Consider the following 21,946-nt stretch of genomic DNA (forward strand, 5'->3'; position numbering starts at 1 on the left):
GAACTCCGCGTCGGCCCCAGCTCACGACGGGAGCAACAGCTGAGCGCAGCATTCCGCATCCGGACGTGAAGCCGCACACCGGCCACGAGGAGCTCGGCCAGCGATCAGCCCGGGGGGTCGACGATCGAGCGCCCTCGCCGCCCCCAGGTCGGAAGCGCAGCACATCGAGGGAACGACGGTCACCGGCTAGAAGTTGATCGTGTCGGGGGTGGGAACCTACGACGGGTTCCGCGGCGAGGCGATTCATTATTAGGGTCAACGGTCAAGTCCGGCCGAGCAGCGCGGGACAGAAATGGACACGAGGAGTCATGGCTAATCGCACAGAGATCACACGACCCACCGGATCCGGTGATTGCGGCATGGCGTTTGTGCAGGTCAGCGGCCTTTTGGGTGGTGGACGCGCTCGAAGGCTTGTAAACAGGTGGTTGAGAGTTCGAGTCTCTTCGCCAGCTCTGTGCTGAGTGAGCCGGATCGGGTGGCACCGCGCCGGCCCGGTCCGCTGTAGCGGTGAGCACGAGCGAACCTTCTCCACCATCTCGCGCTGGCAGCCGATGACCGACCACGCGAACAGGTCCGGAACAAGCACTGCGACGCGAGCGGCGCGGCGCGGGCCTGTCTCAAACTCCGGATTGTTTGACGCTGTGGCAAGATCGCCGGGTGTTGCGACTCACCGATGTCATCATCGACTGCCCGGACACGATGAAACTGGCAGCCTTCTACTCAGAGGTGACGGGTCGCCCGGTCAAGGAGGGGAGCCACGACACCTGGGCCGGGATCCAGTTTGGCGAGATAGAGCTGGCTTTCACCCGGGTGGAGGCCTACTGCGCCCCGCACTGGCCCGACGATGAGCACCCCAAGCAGTTCCATCTCGACTTCGAGGTCGACGACATCGAGGCCGAGCAGAGCCGCGTCCTGGCCCTCGGCGCGACCTTGCAGCAGGACTCCGTCGGCGCCGACGGTTACGGCTGGCGCGTCTACACCGACCCCGTCGGCCACCCGTTCTGCCTCTGCCACAACAAGGGTGTCACCTGGGCCGAGCTAGGCCCGATCTGGGGCTAGAGCCAGACACGCGGCCTTTCGAGACCGCCGCCGAAAAGGATCATGGCCTCGGGTGGCCGTCGCTAAACTCCGGGGGAGGAGTCCGCTGAAGCGCACGTCGACCGAGGAGCGCCATGCTGTTCCACATCAAGCAATCGCATGCACCGGCGGACTGTCCCTTCGGCGCGGGCGGCTCGCGCTCGCTGTTCGACGGCGACTACCCCGACGTCACCGTCCACGGTTTCTGGCTGGCGTTCCCGCAGCACACCACGTACCTGGTTGTGGAGACCGACGACATCGCGCACCTCCAGGCGTTCTTGAAGCCGGGCGCCGGCATCACGTTGTGCGAGATCACTCCAGTCAGCGACAGGCCCGTCACCCCCAACAGGTAGCCGCTTCAAGGGTGCGGCCTCGCCGCGGCAGGCCGCTGGTGGCGGCACCGTGGCACAACGACGTCGCGCTCGTGCTCACCGCCGCTCACACACCCACGCCTCCTCCGACGAGCTCGGATGTGTGAGGTCGCTACGACGAGCGGGGAAGGACCGTCAGGACGCGCTCGATGTGGGCGCGGAACTCCTGCATGAAGTCCTGCAGGAATGCTGCCGTGGAATCGTCCGTGACCTCTCCGCCCTCGGTGAAGACACCGGGTTTGAACTGGATGTAGGCCTCAGGTGCAGTCATCTGCCGCGCGTTGCAGAAGCTCAGCACGGCGCGCAGGCTCTGCTGCCCCACGGCCGTCCCGATCGCACCGGGGGATGCGCCGATGACGGCGGCCGGCATGTGGTCGAACGAGTTCTGCCCCCACGGCCGTGAGGCCCAGTCGATGGCGTTCTTCAGGGCGCCCGGGATCGACCGGTTGTACTCGGGGGTCACGAACAGTACGGCGTCGGCGGCCGAGATCGTGTCCTTGAGGGCGCGCGCCTCGGCCGGGTAGTCGCTGTCGAAGTCCGGGCTGTACAGGGCGAGGTTCCCTATGGGGATCTCGGTGAACTCGAGGTCCCGGGGAGCCAGTCGGATCAGTGCCTGGCTGAGGATGCGGTTGATGGAGGTCGAGGAAAGGCTTCCCACGAAGTATCCGACCTTGAATGACGTCACGTCGCACTCCTTGTCACGGTGATGGCCGGCCTTGGGCCGGGGACCGATTGGGCCGCGTTCCTCAGCATGTCAGGCCCGACCCGGCGGCACCCGTCCACCAGAACCCGGCCGCCGTGGTTGCACGACGTGGAAGTCGATCCGATGGACGAGAGTGTCGTCGGTGATCGGGCCCGAGTGCGCCGCTCGGTGACGCATCGCCTCCCGGTCGCTGTCGCCCGAGGCCTGGACGTCGTCGTCGCTCATGGCAGAGAAGGGCAAGAGCTCGACCGAGTCGATCGGACTGTTGGCAACTTCGCGCAACGGTTCGAGTCCAGCAACCTGCACGGCTCTACGGTCACGCTATCGACGCCTTCTTGCACAGGTTCTTTGACTGGGAAGAGATGCGGGGAGTCCTGCCCTCTCTCCTCACCGAGGGCATTCGGAACACCCTCCTCATTGCGGTCCTGGCCGCCGTCTTGGGCCTGGTCATCGGCATGGTCGCCGCCGTCAGCTGCTGTCCCGGCGGTGGTGGGTCCGGCTGCCGGCGCGCCTGTACGTCGACGTCTTCCGTGGCCTTCCGGCGATCCTCACGATCAGCCTGATCGGACTCGGGCTGCCGGCTGCGGACCTCCGCCCGTTCGGCCGCAGCCCCCTTGGGTATGCCGTGCTGGCCGTCGGGCGACGACCTGCTGCACTGGTCGCCCGAGCCGGTCGCCCTCGCGCCCGGTGACGGCGACGACGGCTGGCGGCAGCATCGTCACCCCACCGGGACAGCCAGCGACGATGTTCTACACCACCGTCGACTTCCCGGACGTCCAGGTCGGCCGCGTCCGGGTCGCCCACCCCGAGGACGAGAGCTGGATCGCCTGGGAGAAGACCGGTCCGGCATTCGCCGAGCTGCCCGAAGGGTTGGATGCCGTCGCGTACCGCGACCCGTTCGTGTTCCACGACGGGGAGGCATGGCGCATGCTCATGGGCGCCGGACTCGAGGACGGTACTGCGACAGCGCTGCTCCACTCCTCGAGGGACCTGGTGCACTGGACCTATGACGGGCCGCTGGCCAGCCGCCACACCAGCGAGACGACACCGCTGTGGATGGGCGCGGTGTGGGAGTGTCCCCAGCTCTTCCTCCTGGGCGACAAGTGGGTCCTGACAGTCTCCGTCTGGGAGCCCTTCATCCCTCACTACGAGGCGTATGCCATCGGCTCCTACGCCGACGGGCGATTCACCGCGGAGCACTGGGGTCGCCTCACCTACGGCCCGTGCTACTACGCCGGTTCCACGTTCACCGACGCCGACGGCAGCCGGGGGCTGATCTACTGGCTGCGCGGTGTCGACGACGCGGACGGCACGTGGGCGAGCGCCAACAGCATCCCCCACCTGCTGTCGCTCGAGGATGACACGGTCGTCGCCCGGCCACATCACAACCTGGAGGCCCTGCGCGGCGACGAGCAGGTGCTGGCGGACGGTGTCCTGCCCATCCCGACCCTCGCCGACCTCGAGTGGGTCCTGGACTCGCCCTCGGCCACCGCCCAGCTGGAGCTCTGCGACAACGACGGCGAGGTCGTCCTGCGGCTGCTGACAGCTGCTGGCGTCCTGCGCGCGCAGACGCCGACCGGCGAATGGGCCATGCCGCTCAAGGGAATCGCCATCCGGCTGCTCGTCGACGGACCCGTCTGCGAGCTGTTCAACGATGCGGGCACCATGGCACTCTCCCTCCCGGCGGTGGAGGGCCTGCGCGCCGGGGCCACCGGCGCAGGGCACGCCACTGCGTACTCCCTGGCCGGCGCGCTCCTCCCGGTGCACCAGTCGGCATCCTCCTGACGGTCGGCATCCCTTGTCCGACTGACCTACCGGCGCCCGCCCTGCTGACCGGCGACCAGAATGGCTGCCACAGGACGCTCGGGGGAGAGTGCGCCATTCCAGCATTGGTCGACGTTCCGTCCTCAGTCACGGCCTCGGACAGACGTAAGCCAAGGCCGCGGTGACCCTGGTCGACGTGCACATGGATCAGTGCAGTCGCGCAGCCTTCGGGCGCCCGGACGAGACTTCGAGACCGAGTCCTGCCACGCCGAGAGCTACGAGCACTGCCGACGGCACGAGGAGCGGAGAGCGCCAAGGCTCGAAAGCGCCGTAGCCCTCGGCGACGGCGGCGAGCGTGAGCACCGGTACCCGCGCCGCCGTGCGGAACGCAACGGATCGCCGGAGTTCGCCGACCTGCGCTGATCCCCATGAAGGCGCGGGCAGCAAGCCGGTGGCCCTGTTGCGGGATCGTCGTTCGCCTAGGTCTGGGCCCTCGCGTCGAACAGGCGTCGCTCGAGACGACCGAGGAGCTCGACGCACGTGCGCACGCTCGGAAGGTCATCGCCGAGCGCCCCGGCGAGCTCACGCGACCAGGCCGCGCGAAGCTTGCGGAGGTTGTCGGCAGCGCGCTGGGTGGGAGAGACGGCGACTCCTCGTCCGGAGGTGGAGCTACGCGTGACCATCCCCTTGTCCTCCAGGGTTCGCAGGGCGGCGCTCACGTTGGTGCGCTGCACGTGGGTGCGTGCGGCGATCTCGCTCGGGGACGATCCGGGGAAGAGGTCGACCACCCGCATGACGGTGCGCTCGGTCTCGGTCAGCGGCACCACATCCGCCTCGGAGGGGGTGCGTGCGCGCACCAGCCGACCGACGTTCAGCATGAGGTCGGCCAGTTCGGCCAAGGGGTCGTCAAGGGAGTCGACGCTGGCGGCAGAGGCCCGAGCGTCCGCATCCTGGTCCGGCATGTAGACAGCGTACCTTTAATGATGCAAACATAATTATGTGGACATCATCAACTCTGCCCCCGACGGTCAGCGGCGCGTCCGGCTTGCGCTCATGCTCGGCGCGCTGAGCGCGTTCCCGGCCATGGCCATCGACATGTACCTGCCCGGCATGCCGGTCATGGCCGAGGACCTGCGCGCAGACCCTGGGCTCGTCCAGCTCACGGTCACCGTGTTCGTCGCCGGCCTGGCCGTCGGGCAGGTCGTGGCCGGTCCGCTCTCGGACGCCTGGGGACGACGCCCGCTCCTGGTCTGTGGGCTCATCACCTTCGTCGTCGGCTCACTCGCCTGCCTCGTGGTGCCGACCGTGGGCTGGCTGATCACTGCCCGCGTCGTGCAGTCCCTCGGCGCTGCGGCCGCGACCGTCCTGTCACGCGCCGTCGTCCGGGACCACTTCGAGGGCAGCGCGATGACCCGGTTCCTCTCGACGCTGATGCTCGTGAACGGAGTTGCGACCATCGTGGCTCCGGTCGTGGGTGGCCAGCTGCTCGGGGTGGCGCCGTGGCGTGCCGTCTTCCTCGTCCTCGCCGTCGTGGGAGCCGCCCTGCTGCTCCTGGTCGTGCTCCGACTTCCCGAGTCCCTGCCCCAGGAGCGCCGGCAGCCCGCGCACCTGGGCGCCAGCCTGCGTACCTTCGCGCAGGTGTGCCGCGATGTCTCGTACCTGCGCTACGTGCTCGCCGCGGCACTGATGTTCGCCTCGCTGTTCGCGTACATCTCCGGCTCGTCGTTCGTCCTCCAGGAGATCTACGGCCTCAGTGCACAGCAGTACAGCGTCGTCTTCGCGGTCAACGCTCTCGGTATCGCGCTCCTCGGACAGGCCAACACCCTGCTCGTCGGCCGGGTCGCCGGCGAGCACACCCTCCTCGGGGTCAGCCTGGGCATCGGGACCGTGGCCGGGCTCGGGGTCCTGGTGTCCACGCTGGCCGACCTGCCCCTCGCGACGCTCCTCGTGTGCCTCTTCCTCGTCGTCTCCATGCTCGGCCCGGTCCTGGCCAACGCCACCTCACTCGCCATGGCCCCCCACGCGTCCTCAGCGGGGGCCGCCGCCTCCGTCCAAGGCGTGCTCCAATATCTCGTCGGTGGGTTGGTCGCCTCCACGATGGCAGCCCTGGGCGAGGCCAGCGCCGTCGCGATGGGTGCCGCCATCTTCCTCAGCGCCGCAGCAGCGCTCCTCGTGTTCTCCAGTCGCCGCCGCGAGAGCGGTCCCGCGCGCCGGCGAGAACGCGCAGCCGGCGCAGAGCACGCGGTCGTCCAGGGCTCGATCCCATCTTGTCGGTGTGGAAGAACCGTCGCAGAAGCTGCGCCGTCAGCGACATGTTGAGCAGATCGAAGAGACGTGCGTTCTCACGCGGCGCGATGGCACTCAGCGCATCGTGCGGGGCGACGTGCATCATCGCGTACATGCGTGACTCCTGCGGACCGTAGCCGCCGAGGAAGCACGCGGCCACGGCGGCCTGCCCCGCGTTCTCGTTCCAGTCGATGACCGCGTTGGTGGTCGTGACCGAGGTCGGTGGAGTGCCCTGCCCCTGAACCTCCGAAAGTCCCATGCCGGTCACGGCTGTTGCGAGGGCCACCGAGGCGGTGACGAGGACGCGCCTTCGAAGATGCATATCGTCCTGGACGATCCCCGAGGGGTCTGGCCGGATGCGCGGGCTTGCCATCGGAGTCGTCGTCCAGCGTGCAATCACTCCTCACGATCGGAGGTCCTGTCCGGCGAACGACTCAAACGGCCAGGGTCTGTGGCCGGGAAGTTCCAATGATTTTCAAGCTTTCAGGAGTAGTGCGCCCTCGTCGCCCGGGTCGGGGCGGAGCTCACCCGTTTCGTGGGTGCGCGGTCCCGTGGAGGAGCAGACTGCTGTGGGGGAATCCACGACTGCAGAGCTGACGCACGGTGTGATGGGGGACTCGATGACCGAGTTCGAGCAGCCTGGCGACGCGGCAACCACGGACCGCGCCGACACGGCAGCGCGACTGACCGAGGTGCAGCAGCAGCTCCGCGCCACGAGCGACATCCTCAAGGTGCTGACGTCGTCGGCGACCGGGACCTCGAGCCGAGACCACGTGTTCGACGCGGTGGTCGACCACGCCCGGCGGCTCCTCGACGCACAGGTGGCCCAGATCTACCTCGTCCAGGGCGACTCCTTCCTGCTGGCTCGTTCGAGTGGGCTGACAGCCGAGTTCGTCGACTTCGTCGCACAGCACCCGATCGCCCGTGACCGGGCCACCCTCGTCGGGCGGGTCACCATCGACCGGACGGTCCACCAGATCGAGGACGTGCTCGCCGATCCCGACTACCGCCGCACCGACTTCCAACGGGTCGGGCGCTACCGGACGATGATGGGCGCACCCATGGTCGTCGGCGACCAGGTCGTCGGCGCCCTGAACGTCTGGCGCACCGAGGTCGCACCCTTCGACGAGAACGACAAGGTGCTGTTGTCCACCTTCGCCGAGCAGGCCGCGCTCGCCCTGCGACACGTCGAGCTCTTCGGCGCGCTGGAGAGCCGGTCCGCCGAGCTGGCGCGCAAGGTCGACCAGCTCGAGGCGCTCGCCGAGGTCGGCGAGGCGATCAGCTCGACCCTCGTCCCCGACGAGGTGCTGACGACGATCGTCTCGCACGCCGTGGAGCTGTCCGGCACCGACGGCGGCTCGCTCATGGAGTTCGACGAGGCGACCGGGCTCTTCGGCGTGCGCACCGCCTACGGGACCAGCCTGGAGGTCATCGAGGCCCTGCGCGCGGCCCAGATCCACATCGACCGCACGTGGGTCGGCCGGGCCGCCCGCAGCCGTGAGGTGCTCCAGATCCCCGACCTCCACGCCGTGCCGCGCCCCCTCGACCCCCATCTCGAGGTCCTCCACGCGTCCGGCTGGCGCTCCCTCGTCGCGATCCCGCTCGTGCGGCCCGACCGAGTCGTCGGCGCGCTCGTCGTTCGCCGCAAGTCGACCGGCCCGTTCAGCGAGGAGACGTGCGAGCTGCTCGCCGCCTTCGCCAGCCAGTCGGCGGTGGCCCTGACGAACGCCCGGCTGTACCAGCAGCTCGAGCAGCAGAGCCTCGAGCTCGCCGAGGCCAGCCAGCACAAGTCGGAGTTCCTCGCGAGCATGTCGCACGAGCTGCGGACCCCGCTGAACGCCGTGATCGGCTTCTCGGAGGTGCTCCTGGAGCGGATGTTCGGCGACCTCAACGAGCGGCAGGAGGACTACCTCGAGGACATCCATGCGGCCGGGCGCCACCTGCTCGCCCTGCTCGGCGACATCCTCGACCTGTCGAAGATCGAGGCGGGCCGGATGGAGCTCGACCTCACGACGTTCCCCATGGACGACGTCCTCGTCCAGGCACTCGCGCTCGTGCGCGAGCGAGCGGCCCTGCACGGCATACGGCTGACCCTCGACGCCGCCGCGATCGGCCCCGTGACAGCTGATGAGCTCAGGCTCAAGCAGGTGCTGCTCAACCTGCTCAGCAACGCCGTGAAGTTCACGCCCGACGGCGGCAGTGTCGAGGTGCGCGCGTGGCGCGACGGCGACGAGGTCGACGTGACCGTCACCGACACCGGCGTCGGCATCGACCCGGCGGACCAGGACCGCATCTTCGACTCCTTCCAGCAGGGGGAACGCTCGGTGTCGTCAAGCGAGGGCACGGGGCTCGGGCTCACGCTGAGCCGCCGCATCATCGAGCTGCACGGCGGCCGGCTCTGGCTGTCGAGCACGCAGGGCGAGGGGAGCACGTTCGGCATCTCGATCCCGCAGCCCGAGGGCGCCGCGCCACCCGCCGAGGACGACCGGTGGATGCTCGACGACGCGTCCGCGACCGGGCCGACGGTCGTCGTCATCGAGGACGACCCGCGGTCCGCCGAGCTCGTCGAGCTGCACCTGCGCGCCGCCGGTCTGCGCGCCGTGGGTGCAGCGACGGGGGAGCAGGGGCTCGAGCTCGCCCGCTCCGAGCACCCCGTGGCGGTCGTGCTCGACATCCACCTGCCGGGGATGGACGGCTGGGAGGTCCTCACCGAGCTCAAGTCCGACCCCGTGACGGCCGACGTGCCCGTCGTCGTCGTCAGTGTCGAGCCCGAGCGCGGTCGCGGGTTCGCCCTCGGGGCAACGGAATACCTTGTCAAACCCGTCAGCGGCGATCATCTGCTCGCCGCGGTGACCCGCCTGCTGCCGCAGCGGCGGCCTGACGACAGCACGGACACCGGCCGGCTCAGCGTCGTGGTCGTCGACGACGACCCACTCGCCCTCAAGCTCGTGCGCAGCACGCTCGAGCCGCTCGGGTGGGAGGTCCACACCTGCGCCGGCGGGCAGCAGGCGGCCGACGTCGTGCGAGCGGTGGCGCCGTCGGTCGTCGTCATGGACCTGCTCATGCCGCAGGTCGACGGCTTCGCCGTGATCGACGAGCTGCGTCCCGAGCGCGCCTCCGACGGTCCTCCGATCGTCGTGCTGACCGCGAAGTCGCTGACGCCGCAGGATCGTTCGCGCCTCGAGGGCCGCATCGCCTTCGTCGCCGAGAAGGCGGGACTCGACCTGCCGCGACTGGCGCGACGACTCGCGGCCGTCGCCGCCGCGCACGTCGCCGGGGAGGGGGAGCCGTGACCAGCCCACCGGTCGTCTTGCTCGTGGAGGACAACCCGCGCAACCTCAAGCTCGCGCGCGACGTGCTGGAGTATGCCGGGTTCTCCGTCGTCGTCGCCACGACGGGTGAGGAGGCGGTGGAGCAGTCGCGCGCAGCGCTCCCGGACGTCATCCTGATGGACCTCCAGCTGCCGGGCATCGACGGCTTCGCGGCTCTGGAGCTGATCCGCGGGCACGCTCCGACCGCGCACATCCCGATCGTGGCGCTGACCGCGTTCGCGATGCGCCGGGACCGGGAGCGCGTCCTCACCTCGGGCTTCTCGGGCTACCTCGAGAAGCCGATCAGCGTGCGGGAGTTCCCCGCGCAGGTGCGTCGTCACCTGCCGCGTCGCGACGACCCGCCGGAGCAGTGATGACGATCCCGGTCGACGCGAGCGCACAACCACCAACCGGTGTGCGGGTGCTCGTCGTCGACGACCTGGAGACGAACCGCAAGCTCATGCACGCGGTGCTCGAGCCGCGTGGCTTCGTCGTGCGCTCGGAGCCGTCCGGCGAGGCAGCGCTGGCGGCCCTCGCCGAGGTGGACGTCGACGTCGTCCTGCTCGACGTGCTCATGCCCGGGCTCGACGGCTACGAGACGTGCGCCCGGATCAAGGCCGACCCGCGCACCGCCCTGCTCCCGGTCGTCATGGTCACGGCGAGTGGTACGCAGCAGCGCCTGCGCGCCCTGGAGGTCGGCGCCGACGACTTCATCACCAAGCCCTTCGACCAGGCCGAGCTCATGGCCCGGGTCCGGTCGCTGGCCCGGGTCAACCGGCTGCACACCACGATCGTCGAGCAGGCCACGGCGCTCGAGCGCTGGAACGCCGAGCTCGAGTCGCGGGTGGCCGCGCAGGTGGAGGACCTCGAACGGCTCAGCCGCCTGCGCCGCTTCCTGTCGCCTCAGATCGCGGGCCTCATCGTCGAGACGGGTGACGAGTCCTTCCTCGAGAGCCACCGGCGCGACATCACTACCGTCTTCACCGACCTGCGCGGGTTCACGGCATTCGCCGAGACGTCCGAGCCGGAGGAGACGATGGCGGTGCTGCGGGACTACCACGGCGCCCTCGGCGAGCTCGTCTTCGCCTACGAGGGCACCCTGGAGCACTTCGCCGGAGACGGCCTGATGGTGTTCTTCAACGACCCGCCGCCGTGCGCCGACGCGCCTGAGCGGGCAGTTCGGATGGCGCTCGACATGCGTGACCGCGTGGACGATCTCGCCGCGTCGTGGCGCCGGCAGGGGCACGACCTCGGCTTCGGGGTCGGCATCGCGCAGGGCTACGCGACGCTGGGCCGGGTGGGTTTCGAGGGACGCTGGGACTACGCGGCCATCGGTACCGTCACGAACATCGCCGCCCGGCTGTGCGCCGCGGCCGCCGCCCGCCAGATCCTCATCAGCCCCCGCGTCCGCGCGGGTCTCGACGACGGCTTCGAGACCCGCTCCATCGGACCCCTCGAGCTGCGCGGCATCTCGCGGCCGCTCGAGGTGCACGAGGTCATCGGTGTCCTCGGTGGCCACCCCACCGCCCCGCAGGAGGCCCCGCCATGAACGAGCCCACGACGACCGCGGCCGCGCCCGTCGGGTTGGCCGACCTCGACGAGGAGGCCCGCGGCAGGCTCTTCGACACGCTGCAGCGTCGGTTGCCCCAGGTGTGGCGGCGCTTCGGACAGGGCGACGCGCGCGAGTCGGTCGTGGTCGTCCCGTCGATGAGCGTCGACCGGATCGGTCCCTCGGCCGGCGCGATGAACCAGGCCCTGGAGGAGCGGTTCCTCTTCCTGCTCCTGCTGTTGCGCCAGCCGTGGCTCCGGATGGTCTACGTCACCTCGATGCCGATAAGCCCAGCCATCGTCGAGTACTACCTGTCCCTGTTGCCCGGTGTCATCCCGAGCCACGCCCGGTCCCGCCTCGACCTCGTCTCCGTGGGCGACTCCGCGCCGACGCCGCTCACGGACAAGCTCCTCGCTCGCCCGAGACTGCTCGCGCAGATCGCCGCGCTCGTGCCCGATCCCGAGCGCTCGCACCTGATCCCCTACAACAGCACGACCCGTGAGCGTGACCTGTCGCTCCTCCTCGGCATCCCGATGTATGCCGCCGACCCGCGCCTCTACCCGTTGGGCACGAAGACCGGCTGCCGGAGGGTCTTCGCCGAGGCGGGTGTGGAGCACCCGTTCGGCGCGGAGGACCTGCACTCGGTCGACGACCTCGTGGGCGCGGTGCTCGACCTCCACGCGGCGCGACCGGCCGCGGAGTGGGCCATGGTCAAGCTCAACGAAGGGGCGTCGGGCTCGGGCAACGCGCTCGTCGACCTGCGGGACCTGCCTGTGGATGACGGGGACCCGTCGGGACCGAGCCGGCGCGATGCGGTGGCCAATCGGGTGGCCGCCATGCGGCTCGAGGACGCGAGCGTGCCCCTCGACGCCTACCTGCGCCGTCTCGACGAGCGCGGCGGCATCGTCGAGGAACGCATCGTCGGCGACGAGGTGCGCAGCCCGAGCGTGCAGCTGCGCGTGACGCCCCTCGGCGAGCTCGAGATCCTCTCGACGCACGACCAGATCCTCGGCGGGCCGACCGGTCAGATGTACCTCGGTGCACGCTTCCCGGCTGACCCGGCGTACGCGACGACGATCACGCGCGATGCGGCGAAGGTGGGTCGCGTGCTCGCCGACAAGGGCGTGCTGGGCCGGTTCGCCCTCGACTTCGTCGTCGTGCGTCACGGCGCCGAGTGGGATGCGCACTCCATCGAGATCAACCTGCGCAGGGGCGGCACGACCCACCCGTTCCTCACGCTCCAGTTCCTGACGGACGGCACGTACGTCCACGAGGAGGGACGGTTCCGCACCCCGTCCGGCGACGTGCGCCACCTCGTCGCGACCGACCACCTCGAGGACGAGTCGCTCAAGGGCCTGCGCGTCGAGGACCTCTTCGACCTCGTCGCCCGGGCGGGGCTGCACTTCGACCAGTCACGGCAGTCCGGCGTGGTGTTCCACATGATCAGCTCGATCACCGAGTGCGGCCGGGTCGGCATGACGGCGATCGGGGACACGCCAGACTCCGCCCAGGATGTGTTCGACCGGGCGGAGTCGGCGTTGCTCGCCGAGGCGCGTGCGTCGCTGGTGCCCCTCCAGGTGCCGCAGCCGGGGCGTCTCGGCGAGGGCCTGCGGTGAGGGCTCAGGGTGCGATCGACGCCGAGTGGATGAGGGCTCCGATGAACGCCTGGTGCCAGGTGAGGGGAGCCGCGGCCGCCCGGGCGGACGCGCCGCCGCAGTTGCACTCCCAGGTCCAGCCACCGCGGGCCAGCCGGGTGACCCGGGGATGGTGGTGCGCCAGGTCCGCGTGGACCCGTCGTCGTGTCGTCGTCGTCATGTCGGTTCCCTCCCTCGCCACGGGGTTCGTGACCCCCGCTTCCGTGGATGTGCTCGATGACGACGATCCCGTGCGGGCGCGCCGGCGTCTGTGCGCGCAGCGACACGCCGGGAGTGCTCGTGCACACCCGCTCGAACGATGGGAGCGGACGTGAGCATCGACGTGGGCCTGCTCTCCGACCTCAGCCCGCAGGAGCGCCGCGAGGTGCTCGCCCGGATGCACCGGCACACGTACCGCAGCGGCGAGGTCGTCTGCTACGAGGGCGAGTCGGCCGACACCGTGCACTTCGTCATCGAAGGCAGGGTCGTGGCCCGGCGTGCCTCCGAGGCCGGGGACGTGCACGCCTACGCCGTCCTCGGACCCGGCCAGGCGTTCGGTGAGCTGGCCATGATCCGGAGGGACGGGCGACGTACCGCCACGATCGAGGCGATCGAGCCGACCGTGACGATGACGCTCGGCTACGCCGACTTCGAACGGCTCTGTGCCGCCCATCCGGAGGTGAACCGGCTTCTCCTCCGGCTCCTCGCGGCACGGGTCGCGCGGCTCACCGACGCACTGATGGAGGCGTTGCACGCTCCAGCCGAGCAGCGCGTGCTGCGAAGGCTGCTCACCCTCTGTGGCATGTACTCCTCACCAGCGCAAGGCAGCTCACCAGTCACCATCGCCATCAACCAGACGGGTCTGGCCGAGCTGGCCGGGGTCACGCGGCCCACGGCCAACCGGGTCCTCAGGCGGCTCGAGGCCGATGGCGTCGTCGCGCTGCACCGAGGACGCGTCACGGTCTGCGACCCCGCTGCCCTCCGCACGGCTGCCAACGGAACGTACGCGCCCGGCCAGGCGTGACGGCATACGCCGGGATGTGTGGATCAGCAGCGCGTGCGGGTCACCTCGGCACGACGTAGCGCGGCTGCGTCGAGCCGCCCTTGTCGGCCAGGTTGACCGTCGGCCGGACGTCGGTGCAATCCATCGACAGGGTGCATCGTTGGAGGGTGTTCCTCCTCGCGGGCGAGGGCGGGTCGGACGTGTTGCGCGAGACGAGGAGCGTCGACTCGTCGTCGTCGAGGTGCCACGTCCAGCCCGACAGGATGGGGGCACGGTCATTGGTCCAGCCGAGCTCGACCGTGCCATCGCTGACCCGCACGACGCCGGGGATGAACCAGTCCCCGCCGTCGATGTAGTGGGAACCGACGAGGTAGGTGCCCCGGCTGGAGAACGCGCCCGGCATGAACATCGTCGGGTTCTCGTCCGGACCGCACTTCTCCACAGTCTTCGGGAACGACGGGCTGGTCAGGTCGACGACGGCCCAGCAGATCTCGTCCATCGCATCAGTGGCGACGAACCACTGCAGCGCGGCCTGGGTGCGGTCCCGGGACACGGCCACGACGTGTGCCGGGAGCTCCTTCGTGGCGCCCGTCACGACGTTCCACTCGAGCGATCCTCGGGAGGCGTCACCGTTGAGGTAGGCGACGTCGCCGACGATCGCGGCCACCTCGCGCGCGTCCGTGCGCTGGCCGACGACAGACCCGTCCGGCGCGTAGACGACGAGGGTGTCGGCGGCTCCGCTCTTGGCCAGCACCCGCGTCCCGTCCGGCGACACGGCGTACGTTCCCGAGAGGCCGAGGTTCGTGACCCTGCGCCCGGCCGGTGACAGGAGCTCCATCTCGCTGTTCGACGGGCCGGTCGACATGTGCGACTGGAGGACGAAGCCACCGTTCGCGAGGACCGTGAGGTTCTCGACGACCGTGCCCTTCTCGAGCTGGAGCGCCGTGTCGGCGACGCGGATGGTGTCATCCAGGGCGTACGTGTTCTCGCGTGTCGCAACTGCGCCGGTCGGCGGGGGGTTCGTCGCCGACGGGTCCGGGCTGTCGGTGCCCGCGGGCGTGGTGGGGGGCGTCGTTGCGGGGGTGGTCGGGACCGAGCTGCTCGGTGACAGGACCGAGGTTGTCGAGGTGGTCAGGGCGGGGACCGGGGACGGGCCGGAGCGGCTCGACCACACGGCCGGCACGCCCACGGCGATGACGGCCACGGCGGCCGCCGACCCGAGGACGGCGCGGTTGCGCCGGCTGCGGCGTCGCGCGGCGATGGCGACGGGTGCGAAGTCGCCGGGCACGTCGACCCGGTCGGCCTGCTGGCGGAGCAGGTTCTGCAGCTCGTGCTCCTGCTGGTCTGACGTGGTCACGGCGTGACCTCCTTCATCGTGCTGCGCAGGGATCGGATCGCGCGGCTCGTGTGGCTCTTGACGGTGCCGACTGAACATCCGAGGATCTCCGCGGTCTGTGCCTCGGTGAGGTCCTCGTAGTAGCGCAGGACGACGGCGGCCCGCTGCTGTGGCGCGAGGGAGCGCACGTGCGTCCACAGGTCGCTGTCGTGGCGCTGCGCGTCGACCGAGGCGGGGTCCATGATGCGGATCAGCTCACTGTCGGTGCGTTCGCGGTGCCGCCAGGTCCGGCGCCACCAGGTCGTGTGCTCGTTGACCATGACCTTGCGCACATACGCGTCGGGCGACTCGACGGCGCTGATGTGGTCCCACCTGGCGTAGACCTTCGCGAGGGCCGACTGGACGAGGTCCTCGGCGCTGTACGGGTCGCCGGTGAGCAGGTACGCGAACCGTGCGAACGCCTTCTGTCGCGCTCGCACGTAGGCCGAGAAGTCGGCCTCACGCTCGGTGTTTGCCACGGGACGCCCCTGTCTGGAGTGGCTGGACACTCTCTCGACGCGCTGACCCTCCGTGAGGTTGTCATCGCGGACGAGGGATTCTCTCCAGTGTCGCGCTGGTCCGTCGGGGTGCAGGCTGGTCCCGTGATCTACCACCTGGCTGAGCAGTCCCACTGGGAGCGGGCGCGCCGCGACGGCATCTACGCGAGGTCGACGCGCGGGCTCTCGCTCGGCGAGGAAGGCTTCATCCACGCGTCGTCGGCGCAGCAGTGGCCGGTCGTCCGACGGCTCTTCTACGGCGACGTGACCGAGCCACTCGTGCTCCTGCACATCGACGAGTCACGTCTCGGCTCACCCGTCGTGCACGAGGTCGGCAACCCGGAGACAGGCGAGACGTTCCCGCACATCTACGGACCGGTCGACGTCGACGCCGTCGTCGACACGACCGTCCTCCGACCACCCCACGCCTGAACCGTCGAGAGACCACGGTCCGGGGTCACGCGTCACTCCGGGCGGATGCGGCCGCGGCCCGACTTCACGTCGGCCCGACGCTTCTTGCCCGCCAGGCGGCGCTGCTGCGAGCCACGGGTCGGTTTCGTCGGGCGACGCGCGGGCGGCGGGGGAGCGAGGGCCTCACGGAGCAGGTCGGCGAGCCGCACCCGTGCCGCGGCCCGGTTGCGCAGCTGCGCCCGGTGCTCCGAGGCGACGACGGTGAGTCGGCCGCCCACGAGCCTGCCTGCGAGGGCCTCGACGGCGCGCTCGCGCTGCGCCTGCGTGAGCGCGTTCGAGGTGCCGGGCTCGAAGAGGAGCTCGACCCGGCTGTCGGCGGTGTTGACGCCCTGGCCGCCCGGGCCGGACGAGCGGCTGAAGCGCTCGACGAGCTCGACGGCGGGGATGACGAGACCTCGCCGCAGGCCGGGGGCCGGAGCGATCACGAGGTCACCGCCGGGCTCGTTCACCCAGCCATTCTCCCCGAGAGGCATTGCACCGTACGTCTGGTCGTGCGCGTGATCGCGCAGTTCGGGTCACCAGAGCGCAGCCACCGCGCGATCTCACGCCCGATGTCAGGGGCGATGGGCCAGGGGGCGACCCTGCGGGAGTCAGCGGGGCGGCATACGCAGGGCGCCGTCGAGGCGGATGACCTCGCCGTTGAGCATCGGGTTGTCGACGATGTGGCGCACGAGGGAGGCGTACTCGTCGGGGTGGCCGAGCCGCGACGGGTGCGGCACCTGCTTCTCGAGGACCTCTCTGACCTCGCCCGCCAGGCCCGCGAGCATCGGCGTCTCGAAGGTGCCCGGGGCGACCGTCATGACGCGGATCGCCTTGTCGGCCAGGTCGCGGGCTGCCGAGAGCGTGAGGCCGACGATGCCGCCCTTGCTCGCCGCGTATGCCGCCTGGCCGACCTGCCCGTCGTAGGCCGCGATGCTCGCGGTGTTGACGATGACGCCGCGGTCGCCGTCGACGGGCTCGTTGGCCAGCATCGCCACTGCCGCGAGCCGCATGACGTTGAACGACCCGACGAGGTTGATGTCGATGACCGTCTTGAAGGTGTCCAGCGAGAGGGGGCCGCCTCGGCCGACGACGCGGCCCGGTGTCGCGACGCCGGCGCAGTTGACGGCGATGCGCAGCTCGCCGAGCGAGGTGGCCCGGTCGATCGCGGCCTGGACCTGGTCCTCGTCGCGCACGTCGGCCGGGACGAAGACGGCCGAGCCCTCGCGCCGGCCGTTGAGCTCATCGACGAGGGACGGGGCGGCGGAGCCCTCGAGGTCGATGATGACGACGGTCGCGCCGTCGGCCACGAGGCGACGCGCGGTGGCTCCTCCGAGGCCGGAGCCGCCTCCGGTGATGAGGACGACGGTGGACGGGCTCAGCTGCATGGCAAGGCCTTTCGCGGTTTCGTGGAGGTCAGCGGGGCAGGAGCTGGCGGGCGATGACCAGGCGTTGGATCTGGTTGGTGCCCTCGAAGATCTGGGTGACCTTCGCCTCGCGCATGTAGCGCTCCAGGGGGAAGTCCTCGGTGTAGCCGGCGCCGCCGAGCACCTGCACGGCGTCGGTGGTCACCCTCATCGCGGCGTCGGTCGCGACGAGCTTGGCCACGGCCGCCTCCTTGGTGAAGGGACGCCCGGCGTCCTTGAGCCGGGCGGCGTGCAGGTAGGTCGCGCGCGCCGAGGTGACGGCGGCCTCCATGTCGGCAAGGAGGAAGGCGAGGCCCTGGAAGTCGGCGATGCGGTGGCCGAACTGCCGGCGCTCCTTGGCGTAGTCCGCGGCGGCGTCGAGCGCGGCCTGCGCGAGTCCGGTTGCGGCGGCAGCGACTCCGAGGCGTCCGGCGTCGAGCGCCGACAACGCCATCCTCATGCCGTCCCCCTCCCGGCCGATGAGACGGGCGCCGTCGACCGGCACGCCGTCGAACATGACCTGGGCCACCGGATCGCAGTGCAGACCCATCTTCCTCTCCGGATCGGCGAAGGTCAGGCCCGCGGCGTCGCCCGGCACGACGAACGTCGACAGTCCCTTGCCGCCGTCGTCGGAGGTGCGCGCGAAGGTCGTGTAGTAGTCGGCATGCCCGGCGTGTGAGATCCATGCCTTCGTGCCCTTGAGCGACCAGCCGTCGTCGGTGCGCGTCGCTCGTGTCGTCATCGAGGCGATGTCGGAGCCCGCGAGAGGCTCGGAGAGGCAGTACGCGCCGAGCTGCTCACCGGAGAGCATGCCCGCCAGCAGGGACTCCTGCTGCTCACGGGTGCCGAACGTCGCCACGGGGTGTGCCGTGAGGCTGTGCACGCTGACCCCGACCGCGACGCTCATCCAGGCCGAGGCGATCTCCTCGACGACCTGCAGGTAGACCTCGTAGGGCTGCCCGGCACCACCGAGCTCCTCCGGGTAGGGCAGCGACAGCAGGCCGGCGCGCCCGAGCGTGCGGAAGGCCGCCTCGGGGAAGGCGCGGGCCCGCTCGGCCTCATCGACCTTGGGCGCGAGCTCCTTGCGGCAGATCTCGCGGGTCAGCTCGATGAGGTCAGTGGCTTCGTCGGTCGGCATCAGCCTCGTCGCTGGCATGGTCAGATACTAGGACGTCCGAGCATTTTGTCCAAAATGTGAGACGGATGATGACCCGTCGTGGACAGCCGCCCGAGTGCGGGCGGCTCGTGGCTAGGCGCTCACGCGGTCGTACCGGTCGCGGGCCTGGTCGACGGCCGGCATGTTGCACTCCGCCCACGCCTTGATGTGCTGGATCGGGTCGAGCAGCGACCGTCCGAGGTCGGTCAGGGAGTAGTCGACACGCGGCGGGACCGAGGCGGTGACGGCGCGGTCGACGAGCCCGTCGCGTTCCAGTGACCGAAGCGTCTGCGTGAGCATCTTCTGGCTCACGCCTGCCAGTCGCGCCGAGAGCTCGGAGTAGCGGTGGTCCCGCTCGCCGAGAGCGCAGACGACGAGGGTGACCCACTTGTCGGAGAGCGTGGCGAGCAGCTGCCGGCTCGGGCATGACGCGAGGTAGGCGTCGTACTCCTCCTTGGCCTCGAGCCGGCGCTGGACTGCGGTGCGTGTTGCCATGACAAACCTCCAGGTGCGTGTGCCACTTCGAAGTGCGTACTTCCCCGCGGAGAGTAACCGTCCGAGGATGAAGTCGCAAACGACAGCGACCCAGGAGAGATGATGAAGACCCTTGTGTCACAACCGAACCGCAACGAGCCGGTCCTCGTCGAGGTCCCCACGCCACCGATCGGGGACCATGACGTGCTCGTCGACGTCGCGGCCGCGGCCGTCAATCCGGTCGACGTCGGCGTCGTGCTCGGCCCGATGCGCGAGATCGCCGGTCTCGACGGTGTCGTCGGCCTCGGGTGGGACGCCTCCGGGATCGTGACGGCGGTGGGCGCCTCGGTGACATCGGTGCAGGACGGCGACCGCGTCGCCGGCCTGGACGACAACCTGGCGCGGAGCAGCCGCACGCACGCCGCGCAGGTGGTGCTTCCGGAGTCGGCGGTCGCGCTCGTGCCGGGCGACCTCGATCTGATCGACGCGGCATCCGTCCCGCTCAACGCGCTGACGGCGGACCAGGCGCTCGCGGCCCTCGGTGCCCCGGCCGGCCGGTCGCTGCTCGTGACAGGCGCCGGTGGCGCCGTCGGCGGGTATGCCGTGGCGCTGGCCTCGGCGGCCGGGTGGTCGGTCGTGGGACACGGGCGCGACCGCGACGAGCAGTTCGTCCGTGATGCGGGAGCGAGCGAGTTCGTCACCGTGCTGCCCTCGTCGGCCGTCGACGCGGTGTTCGACGCGGCCGGTCTGCAGGAGAACGCGATCGGCGCCGTCCGCGATGGCGGCCGGTTCCAGGGCGTCTACCCGATGGCCGTGGTGGAGAGCGTTCGCGGGATCGAGACGTCGGCCGTGTCGGTCCGGGCCGACGCTGCGCGTTTGGCTGACCTCCTGCGGCACAGCGTCACCGGCGAGCTCGCCGTGCGAGTTGCCGGGCTGCTTACCACTCGCCGATGCGGCGGTCGCCTATGCCAAGCTCGCCGGCGGCGGTCAGCGCGGGCGATGGCTGCTGGTGCCCTGAGGGATGCCGCGCGTCAGCGCGGGTAGGTGCGCACCTCGGTCGCCTTGACCGCGGCCCACACGTCGCGTCCGACCTGCAGGCCGAGGGCGGTGACCGACTCCAGCGTGACCTCAGCCGTCAGCGCCAGGTCGCCGACGAGTCCGACGCGCGCCGACTGTCCCTGCATGGTCACCGACGCGATGCGGACCCGCCATGCGTTGCGGGGCGACCCCTCCGGTTCGTGGAGGTGCAGGGACACCGCGCTTGGTGGGATCGTCGCCCACACGCTGCCTTCGGTCGGGCTCGTCGTCACGACGAGCCCGCCATCGGCGGTGCGCACGTGGCCATGCGAATCGCCCTGTCCGGCATACAGGTTCAGTCCAACGACCGTGCCCACATAGGCACTCCGCGGTTCGCTCAGCACCTCGGCAGGGGTGCCCGCCTGTGTCACCTGCCCGTCCTCGACGAACACGAGGTGGTCGGCAAGCGTGAGCGCGTCGAGCGGGTCGTGGGTCACGAGCACCGTGACGCCGTCGTATGCCGCGAGGCGGCCCGCGAGGTCGCTGCGAGTGCGGGCGCGGGTGTCGGGGTCGAGGGCGGCCAGGGGTTCGTCGAGCAGCAGCAGCTGTGGGTCGGTGGCCAGAGCGCGCGCCAGGGCGACCCGGGCCTGCTGCCCCGACGACAGCTCGCGGGGACTGGATCGGGCGCGGTCGGCCAGGCCGACCCGGTCGAGCTCCGCGCGCGCCCGGTCGCGGGCCCGACGACGGTCGACACCCCGGCTGCGTGGGCCGTAGGCGACGTTGTCGAGGGCGCTGAGGTGGGGGAAGAGCAGGCTGTCCGCGAGCATGAGGCCGACGGCGCGCTCCTCCGGGGCGAGCGGGCGGCTGCCGTCGTCCCAGACCCGTTCGCCGACCCGGATGAGACCCTCGCTGATCTGCAGCACGCCGGCCAGCGCCAGCACCGTCGTCGTCTTGCCGCCGCCGTTCGGTCCGAGGACCCCGATGACCTGACCGGGCTCGGCACTCAGTGCGACATCCACGTCGATCGCCCCGCGCGAGAGTCGAACCCGCGCGTCGAGCCAGCGTGGAGATTCCGCGGTCCTGCTCATCGCAGCCACCTGCCGCGCAGCACACCGAGTACGAGGACGCTGACGGCGAGCAGCATGATGCTGATCGAGATCGCGATTTGCGGGTCGCGTTCGAGCTCGACGTAGACGAGCAGCGGCAGGGTCTGAGTGCGGCCCTGGAAGTTGCCCGCGAAGGTGATCGTCGCGCCGAACTCACCGAGCGCGCGGGCCCAGGCCAGCGCCAGGCCGCTCGCGATGCCGGGTAGCACGAGCGGGATGGCGACCGTGCGCAGGTAGCGCATGTCGCTGGCGCCCAGCGTGCGCGCCACCGACTCGAGCCTCGGGTCCAGGCCGCGCATCGCGCCCTCGACCGCGAGGACGTAGTACGGCATCGCGACGAACGTCTCGGCGAGCACGACCGCCACGGTTGTGAACGGGATCTGGATGCCGAGCGGTGTCAGGTGCTGCCCGACGAGCCCCGTGCGGCCCCATGCCATGAGCAGCGCCACGCCTCCCACGACCGGTGGCAGCACGAGCGGCACGGTGAGCAGCGCGCGCACCCAGCCCGTCGTGCGGTGTTCGGAGCGGGCGAGGAACCAGGCCAGAGGAGTGCCGAGGATCAGGCACAGGACGGCCGTCGAGCTCGTCGTCGTGAGTGAGAGCCGCAGTGCCGGAAGGACGTTCGGCGTCGCGAGGTCCGAAGGGATGCGCGCCCACTCGGCGCGCAGCAGGAGTGTCACGAGCGGGACGACCAGCAGGAGCAGTGCCGCGGCGGCGGGCACGCCGAGGGTGATGCGTGAACGCCACCGGCCGGCATACCTCATCTC

General features: G+C 70.4%; 23 protein-coding genes. 11 read left to right on the forward strand and 12 right to left on the reverse strand.

Features of this window, described 5'->3' with window-relative positions; translation table 11 throughout:
• The first annotated feature begins 657 nt into the window (after positions 1-657).
• Both H9I49_RS21970 and H9I49_RS21975 read left to right on the forward strand, forming a co-directional pair.
• Positions 658-1,059, forward strand: a complete 402-nt coding sequence (locus tag H9I49_RS21970) for a VOC family protein (protein WP_188032548.1) — start codon at positions 658-660, stop codon at positions 1,057-1,059.
• Between the two features lie 113 nt (positions 1,060-1,172).
• Positions 1,173-1,430: a DUF3303 domain-containing protein gene (locus H9I49_RS21975; RefSeq protein ID WP_188032549.1), complete on the forward strand. Its 258-nt coding sequence runs from the start codon at positions 1,173-1,175 to the stop codon at positions 1,428-1,430.
• Positions 1,431-1,560: 130 nt separating this feature from the next.
• On the opposite strand, the gene H9I49_RS21980 is transcribed toward H9I49_RS21975, so the two are convergent.
• Both H9I49_RS21980 and H9I49_RS21985 read right to left on the reverse strand, forming a co-directional pair.
• The gene (locus H9I49_RS21980; RefSeq protein ID WP_188032550.1) at positions 1,561-2,133 is read right to left on the reverse strand and encodes an NADPH-dependent FMN reductase; all 573 of its coding nucleotides are present in this window, start codon (positions 2,131-2,133) and stop codon (positions 1,561-1,563) included.
• Positions 2,134-2,202: 69 nt separating this feature from the next.
• Positions 2,203-2,376 carry a hypothetical protein gene (locus tag H9I49_RS21985; RefSeq protein WP_188032551.1) on the reverse strand — a complete coding sequence of 58 codons (174 nt, stop codon included), beginning with the start codon at positions 2,374-2,376 and terminating at the stop codon, positions 2,203-2,205.
• 462 nt (positions 2,377-2,838) lie between these two features.
• Here H9I49_RS21985 and H9I49_RS21990 point away from each other — a divergent pair, with 462 nt between their 5' ends.
• The gene (locus H9I49_RS21990; protein WP_188032552.1) at positions 2,839-3,936 is read left to right on the forward strand and encodes a glycoside hydrolase family 32 protein; all 1,098 of its coding nucleotides are present in this window, start codon (positions 2,839-2,841) and stop codon (positions 3,934-3,936) included.
• A gap of 458 nt (positions 3,937-4,394) precedes the next feature.
• On the opposite strand, the gene H9I49_RS21995 is transcribed toward H9I49_RS21990, so the two are convergent.
• A complete protein-coding gene (locus H9I49_RS21995) occupies positions 4,395-4,877 on the reverse strand; it encodes a MarR family winged helix-turn-helix transcriptional regulator (protein WP_188032553.1) in 483 nt (160 codons plus the stop codon).
• 37 nt (positions 4,878-4,914) lie between these two features.
• Between H9I49_RS21995 and H9I49_RS22000 the strand changes: the two genes are divergently transcribed.
• The 5 genes from H9I49_RS22000 to H9I49_RS22020 all read left to right on the forward strand — a co-directional run bounded on the left by H9I49_RS22000 (position 4,915) and on the right by H9I49_RS22020 (position 12,677).
• Positions 4,915-6,234, forward strand: a complete 1,320-nt coding sequence (locus tag H9I49_RS22000) for a multidrug effflux MFS transporter (protein WP_223129105.1) — start codon at positions 4,915-4,917, stop codon at positions 6,232-6,234.
• Between the two features lie 587 nt (positions 6,235-6,821).
• Entirely contained in the window at positions 6,822-9,494 is a 2,673-nt protein-coding gene (locus H9I49_RS22005; protein WP_188032554.1) for a response regulator, read from the forward strand.
• On the forward strand, positions 9,491-9,886 hold the full coding sequence (locus H9I49_RS22010; RefSeq protein WP_188032555.1) for a response regulator: 396 nt from the start codon (positions 9,491-9,493) through the stop codon (positions 9,884-9,886). Before H9I49_RS22005 ends, H9I49_RS22010 begins: the two co-directional genes overlap by 4 nt.
• Positions 9,886-11,061, forward strand: coding sequence for a response regulator (locus tag H9I49_RS22015; protein WP_188032556.1), 1,176 nt, complete (start codon positions 9,886-9,888; stop codon positions 11,059-11,061). Before H9I49_RS22010 ends, H9I49_RS22015 begins: the two co-directional genes overlap by 1 nt.
• Positions 11,058-12,677: a peptide ligase PGM1-related protein gene (locus H9I49_RS22020; protein WP_188032557.1), complete on the forward strand. Its 1,620-nt coding sequence runs from the start codon at positions 11,058-11,060 to the stop codon at positions 12,675-12,677. The genes H9I49_RS22015 and H9I49_RS22020 overlap by 4 nt, the downstream gene beginning before the upstream one ends.
• A gap of 4 nt (positions 12,678-12,681) precedes the next feature.
• Here the strand turns inward: H9I49_RS22020 and H9I49_RS22025 are convergent, their stop codons facing one another.
• The gene (locus tag H9I49_RS22025; protein ID WP_188032558.1) at positions 12,682-12,876 is read right to left on the reverse strand and encodes a hypothetical protein; all 195 of its coding nucleotides are present in this window, start codon (positions 12,874-12,876) and stop codon (positions 12,682-12,684) included.
• A 150-nt stretch (positions 12,877-13,026) separates the two neighbouring features.
• Between H9I49_RS22025 and H9I49_RS22030 the strand changes: the two genes are divergently transcribed.
• Positions 13,027-13,719 carry a Crp/Fnr family transcriptional regulator gene (locus H9I49_RS22030; protein WP_188032559.1) on the forward strand — a complete coding sequence of 231 codons (693 nt, stop codon included), beginning with the start codon at positions 13,027-13,029 and terminating at the stop codon, positions 13,717-13,719.
• 40 nt (positions 13,720-13,759) lie between these two features.
• Here H9I49_RS22030 and H9I49_RS22035 read toward each other — a convergent pair whose 3' ends face one another.
• On the reverse strand, positions 13,760-15,055 hold the full coding sequence (locus H9I49_RS22035; RefSeq protein WP_188032560.1) for a hypothetical protein: 1,296 nt from the start codon (positions 15,053-15,055) through the stop codon (positions 13,760-13,762).
• The gene (locus H9I49_RS22040; RefSeq protein ID WP_188032561.1) at positions 15,052-15,552 is read right to left on the reverse strand and encodes a SigE family RNA polymerase sigma factor; all 501 of its coding nucleotides are present in this window, start codon (positions 15,550-15,552) and stop codon (positions 15,052-15,054) included. The genes H9I49_RS22035 and H9I49_RS22040 overlap by 4 nt, the downstream gene beginning before the upstream one ends.
• A 123-nt stretch (positions 15,553-15,675) precedes the next feature.
• On the opposite strand from H9I49_RS22040, the gene H9I49_RS22045 reads away from it, so the two are divergent.
• Positions 15,676-16,002 carry a DUF952 domain-containing protein gene (locus H9I49_RS22045; RefSeq protein ID WP_223129106.1) on the forward strand — a complete coding sequence of 109 codons (327 nt, stop codon included), beginning with the start codon at positions 15,676-15,678 and terminating at the stop codon, positions 16,000-16,002.
• 32 nt (positions 16,003-16,034) lie between these two features.
• Here the strand turns inward: H9I49_RS22045 and arfB are convergent, their stop codons facing one another.
• From arfB to H9I49_RS22065, 4 genes are all read right to left on the reverse strand, one after another.
• Positions 16,035-16,490 (reverse strand): alternative ribosome rescue aminoacyl-tRNA hydrolase ArfB, encoded by a 456-nt coding sequence (gene arfB, locus H9I49_RS22050; protein WP_370587697.1) that lies wholly within the window; start codon positions 16,488-16,490, stop codon positions 16,035-16,037.
• 141 nt (positions 16,491-16,631) lie between these two features.
• Positions 16,632-17,408: an SDR family NAD(P)-dependent oxidoreductase gene (locus H9I49_RS22055; RefSeq protein WP_188032563.1), complete on the reverse strand. Its 777-nt coding sequence runs from the start codon at positions 17,406-17,408 to the stop codon at positions 16,632-16,634.
• Positions 17,409-17,436: 28 nt separating this feature from the next.
• Positions 17,437-18,582, reverse strand: a complete 1,146-nt coding sequence (locus tag H9I49_RS22060; RefSeq protein WP_188032564.1) for an acyl-CoA dehydrogenase family protein — start codon at positions 18,580-18,582, stop codon at positions 17,437-17,439.
• Between the two features lie 93 nt (positions 18,583-18,675).
• Positions 18,676-19,077: a helix-turn-helix domain-containing protein gene (locus H9I49_RS22065; RefSeq protein ID WP_188032565.1), complete on the reverse strand. Its 402-nt coding sequence runs from the start codon at positions 19,075-19,077 to the stop codon at positions 18,676-18,678.
• Between the two features lie 102 nt (positions 19,078-19,179).
• Between H9I49_RS22065 and H9I49_RS22070 the strand changes: the two genes are divergently transcribed.
• Positions 19,180-20,100 carry an alcohol dehydrogenase catalytic domain-containing protein gene (locus H9I49_RS22070; RefSeq protein WP_223129107.1) on the forward strand — a complete coding sequence of 307 codons (921 nt, stop codon included), beginning with the start codon at positions 19,180-19,182 and terminating at the stop codon, positions 20,098-20,100.
• Here the strand turns inward: H9I49_RS22070 and H9I49_RS22075 are convergent.
• Complete coding sequence (locus tag H9I49_RS22075) at positions 20,088-21,161, reverse strand: ABC transporter ATP-binding protein (RefSeq protein ID WP_188032566.1); 1,074 nt, start codon at positions 21,159-21,161, stop codon at positions 20,088-20,090. The two genes, H9I49_RS22070 and H9I49_RS22075, sit on opposite strands and share 13 nt — an antisense overlap.
• Positions 21,158-21,943 (reverse strand): ABC transporter permease, encoded by a 786-nt coding sequence (locus H9I49_RS22080; RefSeq protein ID WP_188032567.1) that lies wholly within the window; start codon positions 21,941-21,943, stop codon positions 21,158-21,160. The genes H9I49_RS22075 and H9I49_RS22080 overlap by 4 nt, the downstream gene beginning before the upstream one ends.
• Positions 21,944-21,946: the final 3 nt, after the last annotated feature.

The organism is Terrabacter sp. MAHUQ-38, assembly GCF_014518425.1.
In the GTDB taxonomy this organism is placed as follows: domain Bacteria; phylum Actinomycetota; class Actinomycetes; order Actinomycetales; family Dermatophilaceae; genus Terrabacter.

What these genes read in the sequence shown, in the direction of transcription:
- H9I49_RS21975 (WP_188032549.1), top strand. Translation starts at nt 1,173, where the DNA reads ATGCTGTTCCACATCAAGCAATCGCATGCACCGGCGGACTGTCCCTTC.
- H9I49_RS21985 (WP_188032551.1), bottom strand. Translation starts at nt 2,376, where the DNA reads ATGAGCGACGACGACGTCCAGGCCTCGGGCGACAGCGACCGGGAGGCG.
- H9I49_RS21995 (WP_188032553.1), bottom strand. Translation starts at nt 4,877, where the DNA reads ATGCCGGACCAGGATGCGGACGCTCGGGCCTCTGCCGCCAGCGTCGAC.
- H9I49_RS22005 (WP_188032554.1), top strand. Translation starts at nt 6,822, where the DNA reads ATGACCGAGTTCGAGCAGCCTGGCGACGCGGCAACCACGGACCGCGCC.
- H9I49_RS22015 (WP_188032556.1), top strand. Translation starts at nt 9,886, where the DNA reads ATGACGATCCCGGTCGACGCGAGCGCACAACCACCAACCGGTGTGCGG.
- H9I49_RS22020 (WP_188032557.1), top strand. Translation starts at nt 11,058, where the DNA reads ATGAACGAGCCCACGACGACCGCGGCCGCGCCCGTCGGGTTGGCCGAC.
- H9I49_RS22025 (WP_188032558.1), bottom strand. Translation starts at nt 12,876, where the DNA reads ATGACGACGACGACACGACGACGGGTCCACGCGGACCTGGCGCACCAC.
- H9I49_RS22055 (WP_188032563.1), bottom strand. Translation starts at nt 17,408, where the DNA reads ATGCAGCTGAGCCCGTCCACCGTCGTCCTCATCACCGGAGGCGGCTCC.
- H9I49_RS22060 (WP_188032564.1), bottom strand. Translation starts at nt 18,582, where the DNA reads ATGCCAGCGACGAGGCTGATGCCGACCGACGAAGCCACTGACCTCATC.
- H9I49_RS22065 (WP_188032565.1), bottom strand. Translation starts at nt 19,077, where the DNA reads ATGGCAACACGCACCGCAGTCCAGCGCCGGCTCGAGGCCAAGGAGGAG.
- H9I49_RS22070 (WP_223129107.1), top strand. Translation starts at nt 19,180, where the DNA reads ATGAAGACCCTTGTGTCACAACCGAACCGCAACGAGCCGGTCCTCGTC.
- H9I49_RS22075 (WP_188032566.1), bottom strand. Translation starts at nt 21,161, where the DNA reads ATGAGCAGGACCGCGGAATCTCCACGCTGGCTCGACGCGCGGGTTCGA.
- H9I49_RS22080 (WP_188032567.1), bottom strand. Translation starts at nt 21,943, where the DNA reads ATGAGGTATGCCGGCCGGTGGCGTTCACGCATCACCCTCGGCGTGCCC.